Annotated in this window: 16 protein-coding genes; 8 read left to right on the top strand and 8 right to left on the bottom strand. The window is 48.9% G+C overall.

All coding sequences use genetic code 11. The annotated features are described in order from the left end of the window. Positions 1–148: 148 nt before the first annotated feature. The 7 genes from LAT77_RS01750 (at position 149) to LAT77_RS01780 (ending at position 8,004) form a co-directional block, all read left to right on the top strand. Complete coding sequence (locus tag LAT77_RS01750; protein ID WP_290562809.1) at positions 149–1,765, top strand: anthranilate synthase component 1; 1,617 nt, start codon at positions 149–151, stop codon at positions 1,763–1,765. After that, positions 1,762–2,415 (top strand): aminodeoxychorismate/anthranilate synthase component II, encoded by a 654-nt coding sequence (locus LAT77_RS01755; RefSeq protein WP_290562810.1) that lies wholly within the window; start codon positions 1,762–1,764, stop codon positions 2,413–2,415. Before LAT77_RS01750 ends, LAT77_RS01755 begins: the two co-directional genes overlap by 4 nt. Further along, positions 2,408–3,409 (top strand): anthranilate phosphoribosyltransferase, encoded by a 1,002-nt coding sequence (gene trpD, locus LAT77_RS01760; protein WP_290562811.1) that lies wholly within the window; start codon positions 2,408–2,410, stop codon positions 3,407–3,409. Before LAT77_RS01755 ends, trpD begins: the two co-directional genes overlap by 8 nt. Next, on the top strand, positions 3,406–4,836 hold the full coding sequence (gene trpCF, locus LAT77_RS01765) for a bifunctional indole-3-glycerol-phosphate synthase TrpC/phosphoribosylanthranilate isomerase TrpF (protein WP_290562812.1): 1,431 nt from the start codon (positions 3,406–3,408) through the stop codon (positions 4,834–4,836). Before trpD ends, trpCF begins: the two co-directional genes overlap by 4 nt. A 10-nt stretch (positions 4,837–4,846) precedes the next feature. Continuing rightward, positions 4,847–6,067, top strand: coding sequence for a tryptophan synthase subunit beta (trpB, locus tag LAT77_RS01770; RefSeq protein ID WP_290562813.1), 1,221 nt, complete (start codon positions 4,847–4,849; stop codon positions 6,065–6,067). Continuing rightward, positions 6,064–6,873, top strand: a complete 810-nt coding sequence (trpA, locus tag LAT77_RS01775) for a tryptophan synthase subunit alpha (RefSeq protein WP_290562814.1) — start codon at positions 6,064–6,066, stop codon at positions 6,871–6,873. The genes trpB and trpA overlap by 4 nt, the downstream gene beginning before the upstream one ends. 273 nt (positions 6,874–7,146) lie before the next feature. Continuing rightward, positions 7,147–8,004 (top strand): delta-class carbonic anhydrase, encoded by an 858-nt coding sequence (locus LAT77_RS01780; protein ID WP_290562838.1) that lies wholly within the window; start codon positions 7,147–7,149, stop codon positions 8,002–8,004. A 133-nt stretch (positions 8,005–8,137) separates the two neighbouring features. On the opposite strand, the gene LAT77_RS01785 is transcribed toward LAT77_RS01780, so the two are convergent. The 8 genes from LAT77_RS01785 to LAT77_RS01820 form a co-directional block, all read right to left on the bottom strand. Continuing rightward, positions 8,138–9,358, bottom strand: a complete 1,221-nt coding sequence (locus LAT77_RS01785) for a hypothetical protein (RefSeq protein ID WP_290562815.1) — start codon at positions 9,356–9,358, stop codon at positions 8,138–8,140. Between the two features lie 85 nt (positions 9,359–9,443). Continuing rightward, complete coding sequence (locus LAT77_RS01790) at positions 9,444–10,244, bottom strand: glucose 1-dehydrogenase (protein ID WP_290562816.1); 801 nt, start codon at positions 10,242–10,244, stop codon at positions 9,444–9,446. Positions 10,245–10,292: 48 nt separating this feature from the next. Then, the gene (locus LAT77_RS01795; protein WP_290562817.1) at positions 10,293–10,751 is read right to left on the bottom strand and encodes a hypothetical protein; all 459 of its coding nucleotides are present in this window, start codon (positions 10,749–10,751) and stop codon (positions 10,293–10,295) included. Between the two features lie 128 nt (positions 10,752–10,879). Continuing rightward, the gene (locus LAT77_RS01800; protein ID WP_290562818.1) at positions 10,880–11,203 is read right to left on the bottom strand and encodes a hypothetical protein; all 324 of its coding nucleotides are present in this window, start codon (positions 11,201–11,203) and stop codon (positions 10,880–10,882) included. 30 nt (positions 11,204–11,233) lie between these two features. Continuing rightward, complete coding sequence (locus tag LAT77_RS01805) at positions 11,234–11,503, bottom strand: CopG family transcriptional regulator (protein WP_290562819.1); 270 nt, start codon at positions 11,501–11,503, stop codon at positions 11,234–11,236. Further along, positions 11,493–11,756: a BrnT family toxin gene (locus LAT77_RS01810; protein WP_290562820.1), complete on the bottom strand. Its 264-nt coding sequence runs from the start codon at positions 11,754–11,756 to the stop codon at positions 11,493–11,495. Before LAT77_RS01810 ends, LAT77_RS01805 begins: the two co-directional genes overlap by 11 nt. Positions 11,757–11,878: 122 nt before the next feature. After that, positions 11,879–12,304 (bottom strand): N-acetyltransferase, encoded by a 426-nt coding sequence (locus LAT77_RS01815; RefSeq protein WP_290562821.1) that lies wholly within the window; start codon positions 12,302–12,304, stop codon positions 11,879–11,881. An 87-nt stretch (positions 12,305–12,391) separates the two neighbouring features. Beyond that, positions 12,392–12,814, bottom strand: coding sequence for a hypothetical protein (locus LAT77_RS01820; RefSeq protein WP_290562822.1), 423 nt, complete (start codon positions 12,812–12,814; stop codon positions 12,392–12,394). A 151-nt stretch (positions 12,815–12,965) separates the two neighbouring features. On the opposite strand from LAT77_RS01820, the gene LAT77_RS01825 reads away from it, so the two are divergent. Continuing rightward, positions 12,966–14,009 carry an IS110 family transposase gene (locus LAT77_RS01825; RefSeq protein ID WP_290562823.1) on the top strand — a complete coding sequence of 348 codons (1,044 nt, stop codon included), beginning with the start codon at positions 12,966–12,968 and terminating at the stop codon, positions 14,007–14,009. Positions 14,010–14,887: the final 878 nt, after the last annotated feature.

Genomic DNA, 14,887 nt, shown 5'->3' on the forward strand with positions numbered 1-14,887 from the left:
CTTGCGGGTAGGTGGATTTCTGTGTGCGTAAAACGCGCTTTGTTTACCAGAAAGACAACGAACCCGCTGATTAGCGGGTTTGTTTTTTCATCCCGCAGAAGAATTAGCACAATCATTAATTTCAAATACGTACAGCAGGATGAAGTCAATGTCGCAAAATCAGGACTCAAGCCCACAACTGGGGCAGATGTATAGCGTTTCCCTCAATGCACGCTATCAAGCCGATCCAGTCGAAGTACTGCGCTGTTTAGCCGATCATCAGGGCGAGCACCTGTTACTTGAATCCGCCGAGGTCAACTCACGGACAAATTTGAAAAGCTTGCTCATGGTCGACCCCTCTTTGCGGTTAATCTGCCGTGGGAATCGTATCGAGATTTGTGCCCTGACAACAAACGGTCAGACTTTACTGCCATGGTTTGCCACGCAGCTCCAGCAAGTTAGTTCCGTGATCGACGTGCAGCGGACAAAGGAACAACTGTTCGTCGAGTTTGCTGCAGCAGCAGACACCCTGGCCGAAGATGAGCGGCTGAAACAACCGGGCAACTTGACACCCCTACGGATCTTGCAACAGCAATTGGTAAACTTAACCGATCATCCCTTTGCCATTTTTCTCGCTGGTGTTTTCGCTTATGATCTACTGGCGACGTTCGAACAGTTACCGGACGTCAGCGAAGGCAATAACGACTGCCCCGACTATCAATTCTACCTTGCGGAAACATTGGTGATTATCGATCACCAACAACAATCAACCGATATTCTTGGCATCGTTGCTGGTGGTGCGGATTTCGCCAACCGTCATCAAAAGCTCTGCCAACGAATTGGTGAATTAACGGCTCGACTGCAACAACCCGCGCAGCAACAAGCGAACCAAACGCCAGCAAAACTAGCCGTCGACTTTAGCCAAATACAGAGTCAACCAAACCGAGCAGACTATGCCGCCATTGTCGAAACCATGAAAGAGCACATTCGCGCTGGCGATATTTTTCAAGTCGTGCCGGCACGGGAGTTCCATTTACCCTGTCACAGCGCATTGAATAGTTATTCCGCACTCAAGTTGAGTAACCCCAGCCCGTACATGTTCTATTTAAAGACACAGCAGTTTGAATTGTTTGGCGCTTCTCCGGAATCGGCATTAAAGTTCTCTGCCGAAAACCGCCAAGTGGAACTGTATCCAATCGCAGGAACGCGGCCACGAGCACGTGACCAAGCCGGTAAGATCTTGGCCGATCAAGACTCACGCATCGAGCTTGCTTTACGCCAAGACACTAAAGAGTTATCCGAGCACATGATGTTGGTCGACTTAGCCCGCAACGACTTAGCCCGCATCGCCGAAGTTGGCTCGCGCTATGTTGCCGACTTGCTGAAAGTTGACCGTTACTCTCACGTTATGCATTTAGTGTCGCGTGTCGTCGCGACCTTGCGTTCCGATCTTGATGCACTTGACGCCTATCGCGCCTGCATGAATATGGGGACACTCGTCGGCGCACCAAAAGTGAGCGCTGCTTCGTTAATCCGCCACGCCGAGAAAACGCGACGCGGCAGTTATGGCGGTGCGGTAGGCTATTTTACCGGCACCGGTGACATGGACACGTGTATTGTTATTCGCTCAGCTTATGTGAAGAACCAACAAGCAATTGTGCAGGCAGGTGCGGGTGTAGTCTATGACTCTGACACCCAAGCCGAAGTGCGTGAAACCGAACAAAAAGCAAGTGCCGTGATTCATGCAATCACCACAGCAAACCAAGCGGCGGAGGAACTGGCATGAAATCCGGACACATTGTATTCATTGATAACATCGACAGTTTTACCTACAACCTAGTCGACGAATTTAAGCAGCTTGGTTTCGCCCTCGAGGTGTACCGCAATACCATCGCTGCAGACGTAGTCATTCGGCGCTTGGAAGAACTCGCCGCACAAGGACCGGTCATCCTCTGTTTGTCGCCGGGACCGGGCCACCCCAGTCAGGCTGGCTGCATGCCTGCAGTGATCAACTATGCTCGCGGACGGCTACCCATGCTAGGTATTTGCTTGGGTTTTCAAGCCATGGTTGAGCTTTATGGTGGTGAAGTCGATCGCTGCCGTGAAACCCTGCATGGCAAAGCAAGTTTAATATCCTGTCGCCCTCACCCTATTTTCTCGGGACTCGACCAACCTTTGCCTGTCGCCCGTTATCATTCGTTGCAAGCAACTCGGGTACCTGCCGAGCTCGATATCATCGCAAATTATGAAGACATTCCAATGGCCATTGCCCACGAACGCGACGGGGTGATTGGGTTCCAATTTCATCCCGAGTCGATCATGACCACTGCCGGCACCGAGTTACTCAAAAACAGTATTCACTATTTAATGAACCATTCGCGTACAACGCCGGTATCTAATGCACCGGCGAGCACTCAAGGAGCCACCCATGCGTGAGTTACATCAATTACTTAATCGAGAAAAGCTGTCCGTTAAGGAAACTGAAAAACTCTTTGAGTACCTCATTCGTGGTCAGTTAACTCAAAATCAAATCACCGCAATTCTCGTCGCCTTAAAAATTCGTGGTGAAACATCCGAAGAAATCACCGGTGCCGCAAAAGCCTTGTTGGCCGGTAGTAAGCGCTTTCCTCAACTGGATTACGCCGTTGCCGATACCTGCGGTACTGGCGGCGATGGAAGCAACACGATCAATATTTCGACGGCAGCAGCACTGGTCTGCGCCAGTATGGGTTTGAAAATTGCCAAACACGGCAATCGCAGTGTGTCGTCGCGTTCAGGCTCTGCGGATGTGCTCGAGTCTTTAGGGATTCCTCTCGACCTGTCACCCGATGAAAACAAACAGTTACTCGATGACTTTGGTTTTTGTTTTCTCTTCGCACCGCATTATCACCCTGGCGTGCGCTATGCGATGCCGGTTCGGCAAGAGCTGAAAACGCGAACCATCTTCAATCTGCTCGGGCCACTGATTAATCCTGCACGGCCAAATGCGCAGTTGCTCGGTGTTTACACGCCAGAACTGTGTCGCCCGTTTGCGGAAACACTGCAAATGCTGGGTTGTGAACGTGCCATGGTCGTCCATGGCAGTGGTCTTGATGAGCTGGCGTTACATGGCGAAACACATGTAGTCGAAGTCAACGGCGATACGATTCAGGAATACACCCTGACACCGGCAGATTTTGGTCTCGAAACGGCGTCGATTGAAACCTTGCGCGGTGGCGATGCAGACCACAATGCGCGATTGTTACAAGCCGTTTTTGACGGCCAAGGTGTGCCACACCAACGCGATGCTATCGCCATGAATACGGCGGCGGTGCGTTACTTAACCGGCCATGAAACGTCGTTACGCGAAGCCTGTCAAGCAAGTCTTGAGCACCTCGCTTCTGGTGCTGTTGCAACACACCTTGCGTCGTTGCAGGAGGCGTTTCGATGAAACACTATCAAATGCCGGGTGACACACCCTCAATTCTGCGCACCATCGTTGATACCCGCCAAGACCGTCTAGCGTTGCTGCAGCATGACTATCCGGAAGCCGAGATTATTGCGGCCGCCAAAGCGAGTACTCGGCCAGTGCGCGACTTTAGCGCAGCGCTGAAAGCGCCAAATGCGCAATTTATCCTTGAATGTAAAAAGGCATCGCCGTCCAAAGGCATCATTCGACCTGATTTCGACCCAGTCGCGATTGCCCGTATTTACCAAAGTTATGCGGCAGCAATTTCGGTGCTAACCGAGCCAGACTATTTTCAAGGTGATTTTGCCTACTTACAGGCTGTCAGTAACCAAGTTCGCTGCCCAGTGTTATGCAAAGACTTTATCTTTAGTCGCTACCAAGTCGCTCTCGCTCGCTACTTCGGTGCCGATGCGATTTTGCTCATGCTGTCAATTCTTGATGATGAGACTTACCTAGAACTTGCCGAATTCGCCAACCAACTTGGGCTGCATATCTTGACTGAAGTCAGTGACCCAACCGAAATGAAGCGCGCCAATCAACTGGGCGCCAGCGTAATTGGCATTAATCATCGCAACCTCCGTGATATGTCGGTCGATCTTGAACGCAGCAAAGCGCTTGCTCCTCTGGCACCTGAAGGTGCGGTGCTGATTGCCGAGTCTGGCATTGAGAATAATCAACAGGTACGTCACATTGCGCCGCACGTTGACGGTTTTTTAGTCGGAGGCTCTCTCACCGCGCAAAACGATATTGATTTGGCCTGTCGCCAGCTCATTTATGGCTCGCACAAAGTCTGTGGCATCACCTCGGCTGCCCAAGCCTTCGCCGCGCGCGATAGCGGTGCGACCTTCGCTGGCTTTATTTTTGCCCAGCGCTCGAGCCGCAAAGTCAATCAAGAACAAGCGCAGGCAATTCGTCAACAAGTGAGCGGCCTGCGTTATGTTGGGGTACTCAGCGCCGACGATTACCGAGACACAGAGACACTGATCGCCAGCGCAGTTGCCCTTGCTGAGGCGCTTGATTTAGCCGCAATTCAAATTCATGATCTGGCGACATCGGAGCAGCAAACGTTCGCCACATTAAAGCAACGCTTGCCATCGACGACCAAGCTCCATTTGGCGTACTCGGTCAGTGCGGCGAGTGCCGCTGATTTTCGACCCGATGCAAGCGTCGATCATTACGTACTTGATCACGGCAAAGGCGGTTCTGGCAAGACTTTCGATTGGTCTTTGATTCAGCACTTCCCAGCCGATCAAGCGATTCTTGCAGGTGGTCTGCAGATCGAAAATTTACCTGAGGCATTGCAACAATCCTGCTATGCACTCGATTTAAACTCCGGTTTTGAGCGAACGCCCGGCCACAAAGACGCCGCAAAACTTACTCAAGCCTTTAATATAATCCGCAGTTATTAAGGAACTTACGATGTCAGATGCCAAAATGAATGCGTACTTTGGCGATTTCGGTGGTCAGTTTGTCCCGGAAATCCTATTACCGGCGCTGGACCAGCTTGAACAAGCGTTTTTAGACGCCCAAGCCGATCCCGAATTCAATGCCGAGTTCAAAGACTTATTACAAACTTACTTGGGTCGGCCAACGCCCCTGACCCTGTGTAAAAATTTAACTGCAGGTTCGCCGGTCAAGATCTATTTGAAACGCGAAGATCTGTTGCATGGTGGCGCACACAAAACCAACCAGGTTCTTGGTCAAGCCTTGTTAGCCAAGCGCATGGGTAAAAAACGTATTATCGCTGAAACCGGTGCCGGCCAACACGGTACCGCGACCGCCCTCGCCTGTGCATTACTTGACCTTGAATGTGTCATTTACATGGGTCGCAAAGACGCCGAACGGCAACAGCCGAATGTGTTCCGTATGGAGCTCATGGGCGCAACCGTGATCCCCGTCGACGCGGGTAGCGGCACACTGAAAGACGCCGTCAATGAAGCCATGCGCGATTGGACCGCAAGTTATCCCACCACGCATTACTTACTCGGCACCGCTGCCGGCCCGCATCCGTTCCCGACCATTGTGCGTGAATTCCACCGCATGATCGGTGCCGAAGCAAAAGAACAAATTCTCGCCCAAGAAGGTCGTTTACCCGACGAAGTCATTGCCTGTGTTGGTGGTGGCTCGAACGCAATCGGCATGTTTGCTGAATTTATCGACGAACCGAGTGTCCGCTTAACCGGGGTTGAACCGGCGGGTAAAGGCGTCGACACGGGTCACCATGGCGCCACACTCACCGCAGGTAAACCCGGTGTTCTGCATGGTTGCCGGTCATTCTTAATGCAAGAAGACGACGGCCAAATTGAAGAAAGCTACTCAGTGTCCGCTGGACTTGATTACCCGGGCGTTGGCCCACAACATGCACATTTGAATGCGATAGGTCGCGCCCAATACACCAGCGTCACCGACGACGAAGCATTGGCTGCATTTAAACTGCTGTCTCAAGCCGAAGGCATTATTCCCGCGCTTGAATCCGCCCATGCCCTTGCTTACGCCGTAAAACGCGCGCAAAGCAGCGATAAGCCGGAAGTGCTATTAGTCAATTTATCGGGACGCGGTGATAAAGACATCGACCATGTGCGGAAAATTTTCGCCGCCGAAGAACAAGAACGCGCAGCGAAAGGAGGAGCCTCGTCATGAGTCAGCGTTATGACCAATTATTTCGTCAGTTAAAAGCTAAAGGCGAAGGCGCATTTGTGCCGTTTGTGACGATTGGCGATCCGAATATCGAGCTCAGTGAAAAGATTATTCGTTGCCTGATTGAAAATGGCGCCGATGCACTTGAACTTGGCTTGCCCTTTTCTGACCCTGTCGCTGACGGGCCGGTCATTCAAGCGGCAAATATTCGTGCGCTCAGCCAGCCGTTAAAAATCCAACAATGCTTTGACCTGATTGCCCGCATTCGCGCCGACTATCCGGAGCTACCGATTGGACTATTGGTTTACTGCAACCTAGTGGTCTCGAATGGCACGAACCAGTTTTATCAGCGCGCAAAAGCCGCTGGGGTTGACTCGGTTTTGATTGCGGACGTGCCCTTGCGGGAAGGCAAGCACTTCTCTGAAATCGCCAAAACACATGACATTGCACCGATTTTCATCGCACCACCAGACGCCAGTGAAGCGACGCTTAAAAGCGTCGCCGCTGCCAGCGAAGGCTATATCTATCTGCTTAGCCGTGCCGGTGTCACAGGAGCCAACGACACCCTAAATGCACCAGCCGAAGCTCTGCTGAGCACCTTGCGTGACGCAGGTGGTGCGCCAGCACTACTCGGGTTCGGCATCGCTCAACCTGAGCACGTTCGCCAAGCCATCAGCGCAGGTGCAGCCGGCGCGATCAGCGGTTCAGCCGTGGTGAAAATCATCGAGAACAACCTCGATCAACCGACGCAATTACTTGAGCAACTCGGCGCTTTCGTTGCGAAGATGAAAGCCGCGACACGCGGATAAACTGGTGATGTTAGAAATGAAAACGGACATCTTCGGATGTCCGTTTTTTCATCAGTTCATTCCACTTGCTGTCCGATAGTAATCAGACTAAAGTTATCAAATCAAATACATACCAAGCGGCACCAGTGTTTCCAGATGAACACGAAGCAGGCATGCACGGTTTTCAAGAAGTGAGCGCAGGAAGCGCATGATGAAATACTCAGTATCCATACGACCACAAGGAATAATAGAATGAGATTGCTTGCCGTTTTAGCTCTTGCCAGTGTTGCCGCAATGACTGGTTGTGCGACTCAAGATGGTCAGCACACAGCACACGAAACCGAAGCCAGCGCTCACGCGCATGTTGCAGAGCCAGTTTCTGATTGGGAAATACAACAACAGCGACAAAATTTGGCTGAAAATAGCCTAGGCAAAGGCTTTGGCCCGCAAGCGCCACGTGATATTGACTCACCCCATGGGACAAACCCTCGGGTGTTTGGCGCAGCGCCTGAATATGCACAAATGAATTTGTGTGATATCCACTTTCATAAGCATGCGGAGCACAAAGGTGGCGAGTTCACAACCTATGCGGGTAATGGTGATGGGCACGGTTATAAGACTGGCTTTCGATATTCAGGAACCTTGTCGACTAACGAACTCGAACCGACTAAAGAAGCGATCTGTCCCAGTCAACATGGTGCGGTTTATCCCGGTGATACCATTGAAGTTCATTATGTCTACTCAACTGCCAATGCAGCACCGGGAAATTCTTTAAGTACGTGTTTCCAAGAGTCTACGGTCAACCCACAACTCCGCGTAGAGGCGCAAGTATTTGTGCTTGTAAACGATAAAAACGCGCTTGATTTTGTTGAACTAAACCAAGTAGGCAAGCAAAACGGCTATTACCAAGCGCTTGGTCTTCTCAACAATACCGGAGATCCAGTTCAGTATATCGGTTCGACCACGGGACCTTCCTATAATGAACAGCCCTCTCCTTTTCAAGTCACGTGGAGCGTTCGTCCAAAAGTCGCAAAGGTTAATATTGAGACCGTTGGGCAGTGGTGCAAAAGCAACGAATTTGATGAAAATCACGCACATGGCGTGAGAAACCTTGTCGTTAATCAAGATATGTTGTCAGAAATTGAGCGCTAGCGTTTTGGAGATCGTGGCCTTTCCATCCTTTATGGCGGAAAGGTCAAACCTATTTTTTACCGCGGTATTTCGTCGAAAAACACGTCTACTCAACTTCAACGAGAAACTCCTGTTCCAATCTAAAGATTACCAATCACCAATGTCTTTCAACCCAGTCATCTTCAGGAGCGATAATGATGAAATCATAATTCTGAATCACACGCCTTTCCCAGTCAGTTCCATGCAATGTGCCGTTCAATAATTGCTCTCTCAGCGGCCGAAGGTCTGTTAATGTCCACTTCTCTCGCTCACCTACGCTTAAGAATCGCTCAAAGCCCTCCCATCCCCGTTGACCTTTCATGTCCTTGCCTGCAACAAAACGGTTTAAATAGTAGATATGAACTGAAGACTGACTTCGAGATTCAGCCAATTGATATATGTGGTTTCCGATATCATAGAGATTCAATGGGCTACGTTGACGCCCCATGTGAAATGAGCCCATTTTAAGAAAGACTTTGGGTTCCTGATTTGCTTGCAACGATTCTTCAAAATTACGGTTAAAATTTTCTTTGAAGTATTTGATTCGACGGGGCTCGCTGACTTCGCCCTTCTCAGCCAAGCAATAAATTTCCGTGGTTTGTCGAAGAGCGTCCAAAATCAACTGAATATCAGGGTCGTCGGAGTTCGCAAAACTTTGCAGGTAAGTCTGAAAATCAGCATCATTTTTAATGCGACAACTACGATGGAAGCTGCTAATGAATAATTCCATAAATTGATTACGCCTATCCAACCTAGATATTTTGCGCGTCAATTTCCGGTGAAGTCTGAGCTGATTTCGGGTAATAGATTCACCCGCCAAAGCCGCAAGCTCATCTATCAGATAGATGTAAGAAAAGTAGAACTCCTGATCCATCCCCCAAAGTTCATAGCCCAGTGCGTCGGCAGTGGAAAGAAAACGCAGATCGGTTTGGCCTTCAAAAAAGGGTATCGGGATAATGTCAAACAAGCGAGATGAATAGGTTGCATAAAACGCGGATACTTCAGGTTTGCTTTCTCGAATAAGATTTTGCAGCTTTTGGGCAGAGTAAGGTCCGGTTTCAACGGCAAAATAATTAAATCCATGGGGCTCCAGCGTATGCAACAACGCTTCTGTTAATTCGCCGAGATTGATTCTATTGTGTAACTCCCCCAATGCAACAAAATGGGCTTGTTCTAAAGACGCGGTCAAGGAATCTGCACCGATGAAAGTTCCAGAATTAATGTCAAAATAAACCGTATTTTGTGCTATCAAGTCCTCATTTAAACTGAGTATTTCCCTTTCAGTATCAGGGCTTAAGAAATGAATACTAAATAAGATTAGTAGCAGAATATTCATTAAGATTATCCAATCATATCCATCAGGGTTTCCTACGTATCTGTCGAAAAGACTGGCGACGAGCCGTGCTGCGTTTTGTTAGACATTATTTCGCAGGCGTGCCAGCTGAACCGGCAAGAATGCCGCCATCAATGTTTATCTCCGCTCCAGTCATATAACCTGACTCATTTGAAGCCAGCATAACCGCTACCGCGGCAACTTCTTCGGGTAAACCAAAACGCCGAAGCGGTGTGTCTTGAACAAAAGCCGCCATGTTCGCTTCGCGCTCAGGCTCAGTACCCAGCATTGGCTCCCACATCGGAGTCAGAATTGCTGCTGGGTGAATTGAATTGCATCGCACCTTCAAATTCTGCTCTGCACAATACAAGGCGACACTTTTCGTATGATTACGCACAGCCGCTTTACTTGAAGCATAGGCTGCGGCGGTCGGGATACCAACAATTCCAGACCGTGAGGATATGTTAATAATCGAGCCCTCGCCCGTGTTGCGCATGGCTTTTATGGCGTACTTACATCCTAAAAATACCCCATCGAGATTAGTCTCATGTACTTTTCGCCATGCATCTAGAGTTGCATGCTCTGGATCGTGAGCAACAAAGCCCTCTTCAAAGCCGGTAATTCCCGCATTATTAACAACAATATCTAACCGACCGTGGGCGTCGATTATTTCCTCAGTAAGCTGCTGCCAAGCTTGCTCGTGACGAACATCCAATAACGCAAAGCGAGCGAATTCGCCAAGGGATGACGCTACTTTTTGTCCGTTATTCTGATCAATATCGGTGACATATACAAAAGCACCTTCCGCGGCAAAATGCCGAGCAATCGACTCACCAATCCCTTTGGCAGCGCCTGTGACTAACGCAATTTTTCCTTCGAGCCTCAACATTCGGTCCTCTTAATCTCTAACGCCACGCTTATTGTGGCCGGAACGAAATTACGCAACTTGTTTGGCATTTTTACCACCTAAAACTGGCCACTGCTGCCAAGTCCCTACAGCGAACAAGCTGCCAATAAACAAACATATCCCTGAACTAACTAACCAAAACGTCAGGCTGTTTTCTGGGAACATCGGCATTAACCCAACGAAAAAAACGCCACGAAATAAGAATATAGTGGCAATGAGGACTAGCGCCAATTTTGTAAGCGGTAAACGTTCAATTGCACCCGCGCCCGACAAGCCATAAAGCGCCCAAACCAGAAGCACCATAACAATGACGGAAGTTACAACGGTCGGATACCAAAGCCCTTGCTCTGCCATCTGGGCCATTTGCTCACCTGCACCAAAGAAGCGATACCAATCGCCTCCGAAAATAATACAGCCAACATGAGCAAGTGCGGCAGCAAAACAACATATTGCCGCAGCCAGTAAATACCTGTTACTTGAAGTGTGCATCTTCCCTCCTTCAATGCCTGACTTTCCAATAGCGGGTGCAGACATGTGGGGCATAATAGCGAAGCCGCCCCGCTTGTATGCGTCCCAGCGAACGTAGTGAGTGTGTTGATTAGCTTGTTAGCCTTTGCTTACGAAGTCCTTTTTTGAAACTTACGCATAGCTCTGACGACATTAATGATGGGCAATGTCGAGAAGAGAACAAAAATAGCTATGAATAGTAAAAGGTTGAAATAAGCTAAGTAAACCAACACCCCAACTAAGATTTGTACTGCACCTGATAATAAAAAGCTATTGCCTACGTATTTGCAGAAAGCAGGTAGGTCGGTAATTTTAGAAAAATCGATTCCGTTAAGCACATCCGCTTTTTGTTTGAAGCTAAGCAGATTGCCAATGATTAGATATATAAAACCGCTTAAGCAGGATATTGAAAGAATTAGAAAATCTGTTTCCATGAAAAATCCTTTTTAGTGGCTAACGCCCCGCTAATGTGCATCGCTTGCGGTGTCACTTTTAAGCGGCTTGTTAGCTGCTTCAGCTCGCAAACGTTCCACCAACCAGACTTTGATAATTGATTGCCGAGTAACACCGATTCGAGCAGCTTCACGGTCAAGCGACTCCACGACCCAAGCCGGAAAATCAACGTTAATGCGCTTCGCTTCTTGGTTCACTCGTCGCGCACTCTTAACGTCCAGATCATCGATGATGTCATCTGCATCTTCATCAAATTTCTTGTCAAAATCTTTAGCTTTCATACAACTCTACCTCTCTCTTGCGCGAGCGTCTTACCGAGATGAGACGAATCCTCTCCTCTCGGTAAGTGATAACAGCGGACCAATGTTTGCTACCAATAAGACCAATAACGAGGTAGCGAGGTTCATCGGCAGTCTTTGCTTGAATCTCAAGTAAATCTTGGTCATCCCATAAGGCCTGCGCGTCACGGAAGTCCATTCCATGCTTCTTTAGATTCGCTTGGCTCTTATCATTATCAAACTCAAAAATGTGCATGAGTATAAATTATTCCTTTTTTACTCATTTAGCAAGGAAGGGTAGAAAAGTATGGCTGCTAATGCCGCGCTCTACGGAAATTTGGGAGCGCTATCGAGTAAATTTTCTGCAGAAGCACCGTGTTACGAGTGATACGCCATGACGAGCTCAGGATGTCCAGTGTGCTCATCAATTTGCTCTCCAAGTAAAGTGAATCCATGTTTCTTATAGAACTCGATACTCAGAGTATTTTCTTTGTATACAGTGAGCTGCAGGCTCTGTCGCCTATTCTTAGCATCATCAAGCAAGAGTGAGCCCACCCCCTTGCCTTGTGAACCTGGTGCCACAAAGATCGCGGCAAGATTGTTCTCGTAAAGGCTATAGAAACCAACGACTTCTCCACCAGCTTCATACACAAGCGTCTCCGATGCAGGGATGTATACATCACGCATCTCGCTGGTCTTCGATTTCCAGAACGAAGATTCGATGAAATCATGCGCCTTAATCGATGCAGATAGCCAAATTTTCAAGATATGATCAATATCGTCTGCCCGATAATCGCGAATCATTTGGTTACTCCATAGCACTCGTAACGCCCGATATAACCGGCGTACGCCAGCACGTCCGGCGCCGAAGGCGCGTAGTTTATTGACTGGTTAGGGAGCAATCTTCTCGAGCCTAAAAAAAGCCCCATCCCACGGTGTGTAAACGATATCATCAGCTACTTTAATCAATGTACTGCCCGGATAAACTGAGTTGTCCAGACAAATTACTTGCAAAACGCCTACGCTCTTTCTATCGATGTTAAGCTGACTAAAAGACGTTCGGTAAGCAATATAAAACTCTGATTCCGTTAACGTTTCAGGTTCAAAACGAGGTGATTCACAACCGTTATCACGAAACGAAAAATGTGATTCAAAATAGTTTGCTTCAGAGCCGAACCACTCAATAGCTTCATCACTACTCATTGCACTTACAGCTGGAAACTCTACATCCGTTACTTGCCACTCCCCGATATACCAATTCTTCGCGCAGCCGGAGAGAAATACCAAGCCAATGAATAGTAAGATAAACCGCATTAAACCTCCCTAACGCCGCGCTCTGCGGCAAGTTTGGAGCGCAGCGGAAAATTTGTCCGACAGAAGCGCTTTGATACTCATTGAGCCATCTCCCCAGTCTAGCCAGCTTGGCTAAACTGGAAGGCAACCAAACCAAAAAGGAGAAGACCCAATGAACTTTTACAATAGCACCCATAAACACTATTGTGGAATCGATCTGCATGCCCGCAGCCTCTATGTTTGCATCATCAGTCAGCAAGGTGAAACCCTCCTGCATAAGGAGATCCCCGCCAAACCAGACGCGTTGATTGAACTTATCACGCCTTACTTAGATGATCTTGTCCTCGGCGTTGAGTGCATGCACTGTTGGTACTGGATCGCTGATTTTTGCGACGACCATGATATTGAATTTATTCTCGGCCACGCCTTATATATGAAGGCTATTCATGGCGGCAAAACCAAAAATGACCGCGTGGACTCTTTCAAAATTGCTGCCTTAATGCGCGGTGGAAACTTCCCTCTAGCCTATGTATATCCGCGCAGCATGCGGGCTACTCGTGATCTGTTGCGCCGCAGAACCAACCTGGTACGACATGGCGCTGATATGAAAGCCCATGTCGCTAACACCACTAGCCAGTACAATTTACCGCCGAACAAAGTAAATCTAAAGAACGTTTGTGCACGAGAACAACTCAACACAACCTTCCATGACCCTGTAGTGCAACGTAATATCAATCTGGATATAGCGGTGCTGGAGTGCTACCACCGGGAGCTTAGCCAGGTGGAATGGTTTCTGGAAAAACAAGCCAAGAAGCACCAACCCACCTACTTCTATCTGCTAAAAACAATCCCAGGTATCGGTCGAATACTCGCACTGACCATCCTATATGAAATCGGCGATATTCAACGCTTCGAATCCGTTCAAAAATTTGCTTCATACGCCAGACTTATCAAATGCAAAGCTGAATCTGCCGGCAAAACATATGGCACTCAAGGCAACAAAATTGGCAATGCCCACCTCAAATGGGCTTTCTCTGAAGCCGCTGTTTTATATCTCAGAGGTAATACAGGCGCTCAACAATTATTGCAACGCTTTCAAAAACGGATGAGCAAAGCTAAAGCTTTGTCTGCCCTAGCTCACAAGCTAGGCCGTGCCGTCTATTTCATGTTAAAAAACGAGAAAATATTCGATGAACAACGCTTTCTAACGAGTTAGTCACGCAGCAGGATGATGATCAACGTCTAACTGGATCATGACGGAGTGTGCTGAAAACCGGCGTCTGCTGACTGGATATACAACCCGCAAAGCCGATTTCTACACCCACTGCGAAGCCCGTCGCTTTGATTATCCATCCTGCTGGCGTGCATCAATACTCTGAGCAAGTGTGCTTACACCGGTACTGAACCTGAAACTAACTGGGACTAAACTGTAACCCGCTTTTTGACTAGGACAGATACCGGTTAACCGATGAATGTCTAGTGCCCCAAACCAATCTACAAGGAGCGACCTGGTTTGGCAGTGGTCAACAACCACGCTAAGAGAGCCTCAATAGGTGTTTGCTGTAAGCCACCAACAGCCAACGATGACAGCCGAAGCAGGCTCACTAGCTCAGAGATTTGGGATTGGCCGCTCCGCGGCGGCCAATAAAAAACTAGTGCCTATTGACAGGACGAAGGCTCATAGGTGACAGGACGAAGGCTCATAGGTGTTAGGCACCGATTCTCCGAGAGAAGCTTCCGGCACACCGATGACGGAGCTTACGAAGTTGCCCGCCGATCGCCCCACCCAACGGTACTCCGGCCTCGCTCCACCGTCGATTGGCAACAACCTCCTCCAGAGTGTTCCGCATCCCAAGAGTCAGCCTATACACGTGGCTGTGCACAACCTCAAGAACCGCCCAAAACCATAGGAACCAGAACTTGGTATCGAGCTTCCCAAAATGTACGTCTACCCAACTCGGCGACGTTACGGCGGCGGCAAGGGCTGCTGCCAAGACGAAGATGCTCACAATCGCAACAACTCGCGAACCCTTACCTAGGACGAGCGAAACCGTTAACCAGCGCTTGCCTCGACTTTTCTTGAGCCGCCAAGAC

Origin of the sequence: Aliidiomarina sp., assembly GCF_022565475.1 — a bacterium.
GTDB lineage: Bacteria > Pseudomonadota > Gammaproteobacteria > Enterobacterales > Alteromonadaceae > Aliidiomarina.

Excerpts from the sequence above, each read along its gene's own strand:
- LAT77_RS01750 (WP_290562809.1), top strand. The coding sequence starts at position 149 with ATGTCGCAAAATCAGGACTCAAGCCCACAACTGGGGCAGATGTATAGC.
- LAT77_RS01755 (WP_290562810.1), top strand. The coding sequence starts at position 1,762 with ATGAAATCCGGACACATTGTATTCATTGATAACATCGACAGTTTTACC.
- trpD (WP_290562811.1), top strand. The coding sequence starts at position 2,408 with ATGCGTGAGTTACATCAATTACTTAATCGAGAAAAGCTGTCCGTTAAG.
- trpCF (WP_290562812.1), top strand. The coding sequence starts at position 3,406 with ATGAAACACTATCAAATGCCGGGTGACACACCCTCAATTCTGCGCACC.
- trpB (WP_290562813.1), top strand. The coding sequence starts at position 4,847 with ATGTCAGATGCCAAAATGAATGCGTACTTTGGCGATTTCGGTGGTCAG.
- trpA (WP_290562814.1), top strand. The coding sequence starts at position 6,064 with ATGAGTCAGCGTTATGACCAATTATTTCGTCAGTTAAAAGCTAAAGGC.
- LAT77_RS01780 (WP_290562838.1), top strand. The coding sequence starts at position 7,147 with ATGACTGGTTGTGCGACTCAAGATGGTCAGCACACAGCACACGAAACC.
- LAT77_RS01785 (WP_290562815.1), bottom strand. The coding sequence starts at position 9,358 with ATGAATATTCTGCTACTAATCTTATTTAGTATTCATTTCTTAAGCCCT.
- LAT77_RS01790 (WP_290562816.1), bottom strand. The coding sequence starts at position 10,244 with ATGTTGAGGCTCGAAGGAAAAATTGCGTTAGTCACAGGCGCTGCCAAA.
- LAT77_RS01795 (WP_290562817.1), bottom strand. The coding sequence starts at position 10,751 with ATGCACACTTCAAGTAACAGGTATTTACTGGCTGCGGCAATATGTTGT.
- LAT77_RS01800 (WP_290562818.1), bottom strand. The coding sequence starts at position 11,203 with ATGGAAACAGATTTTCTAATTCTTTCAATATCCTGCTTAAGCGGTTTT.
- LAT77_RS01805 (WP_290562819.1), bottom strand. The coding sequence starts at position 11,503 with ATGAAAGCTAAAGATTTTGACAAGAAATTTGATGAAGATGCAGATGAC.
- LAT77_RS01810 (WP_290562820.1), bottom strand. The coding sequence starts at position 11,756 with ATGCACATTTTTGAGTTTGATAATGATAAGAGCCAAGCGAATCTAAAG.
- LAT77_RS01815 (WP_290562821.1), bottom strand. The coding sequence starts at position 12,304 with ATGATTCGCGATTATCGGGCAGACGATATTGATCATATCTTGAAAATT.
- LAT77_RS01820 (WP_290562822.1), bottom strand. The coding sequence starts at position 12,814 with ATGCGGTTTATCTTACTATTCATTGGCTTGGTATTTCTCTCCGGCTGC.
- LAT77_RS01825 (WP_290562823.1), top strand. The coding sequence starts at position 12,966 with ATGAACTTTTACAATAGCACCCATAAACACTATTGTGGAATCGATCTG.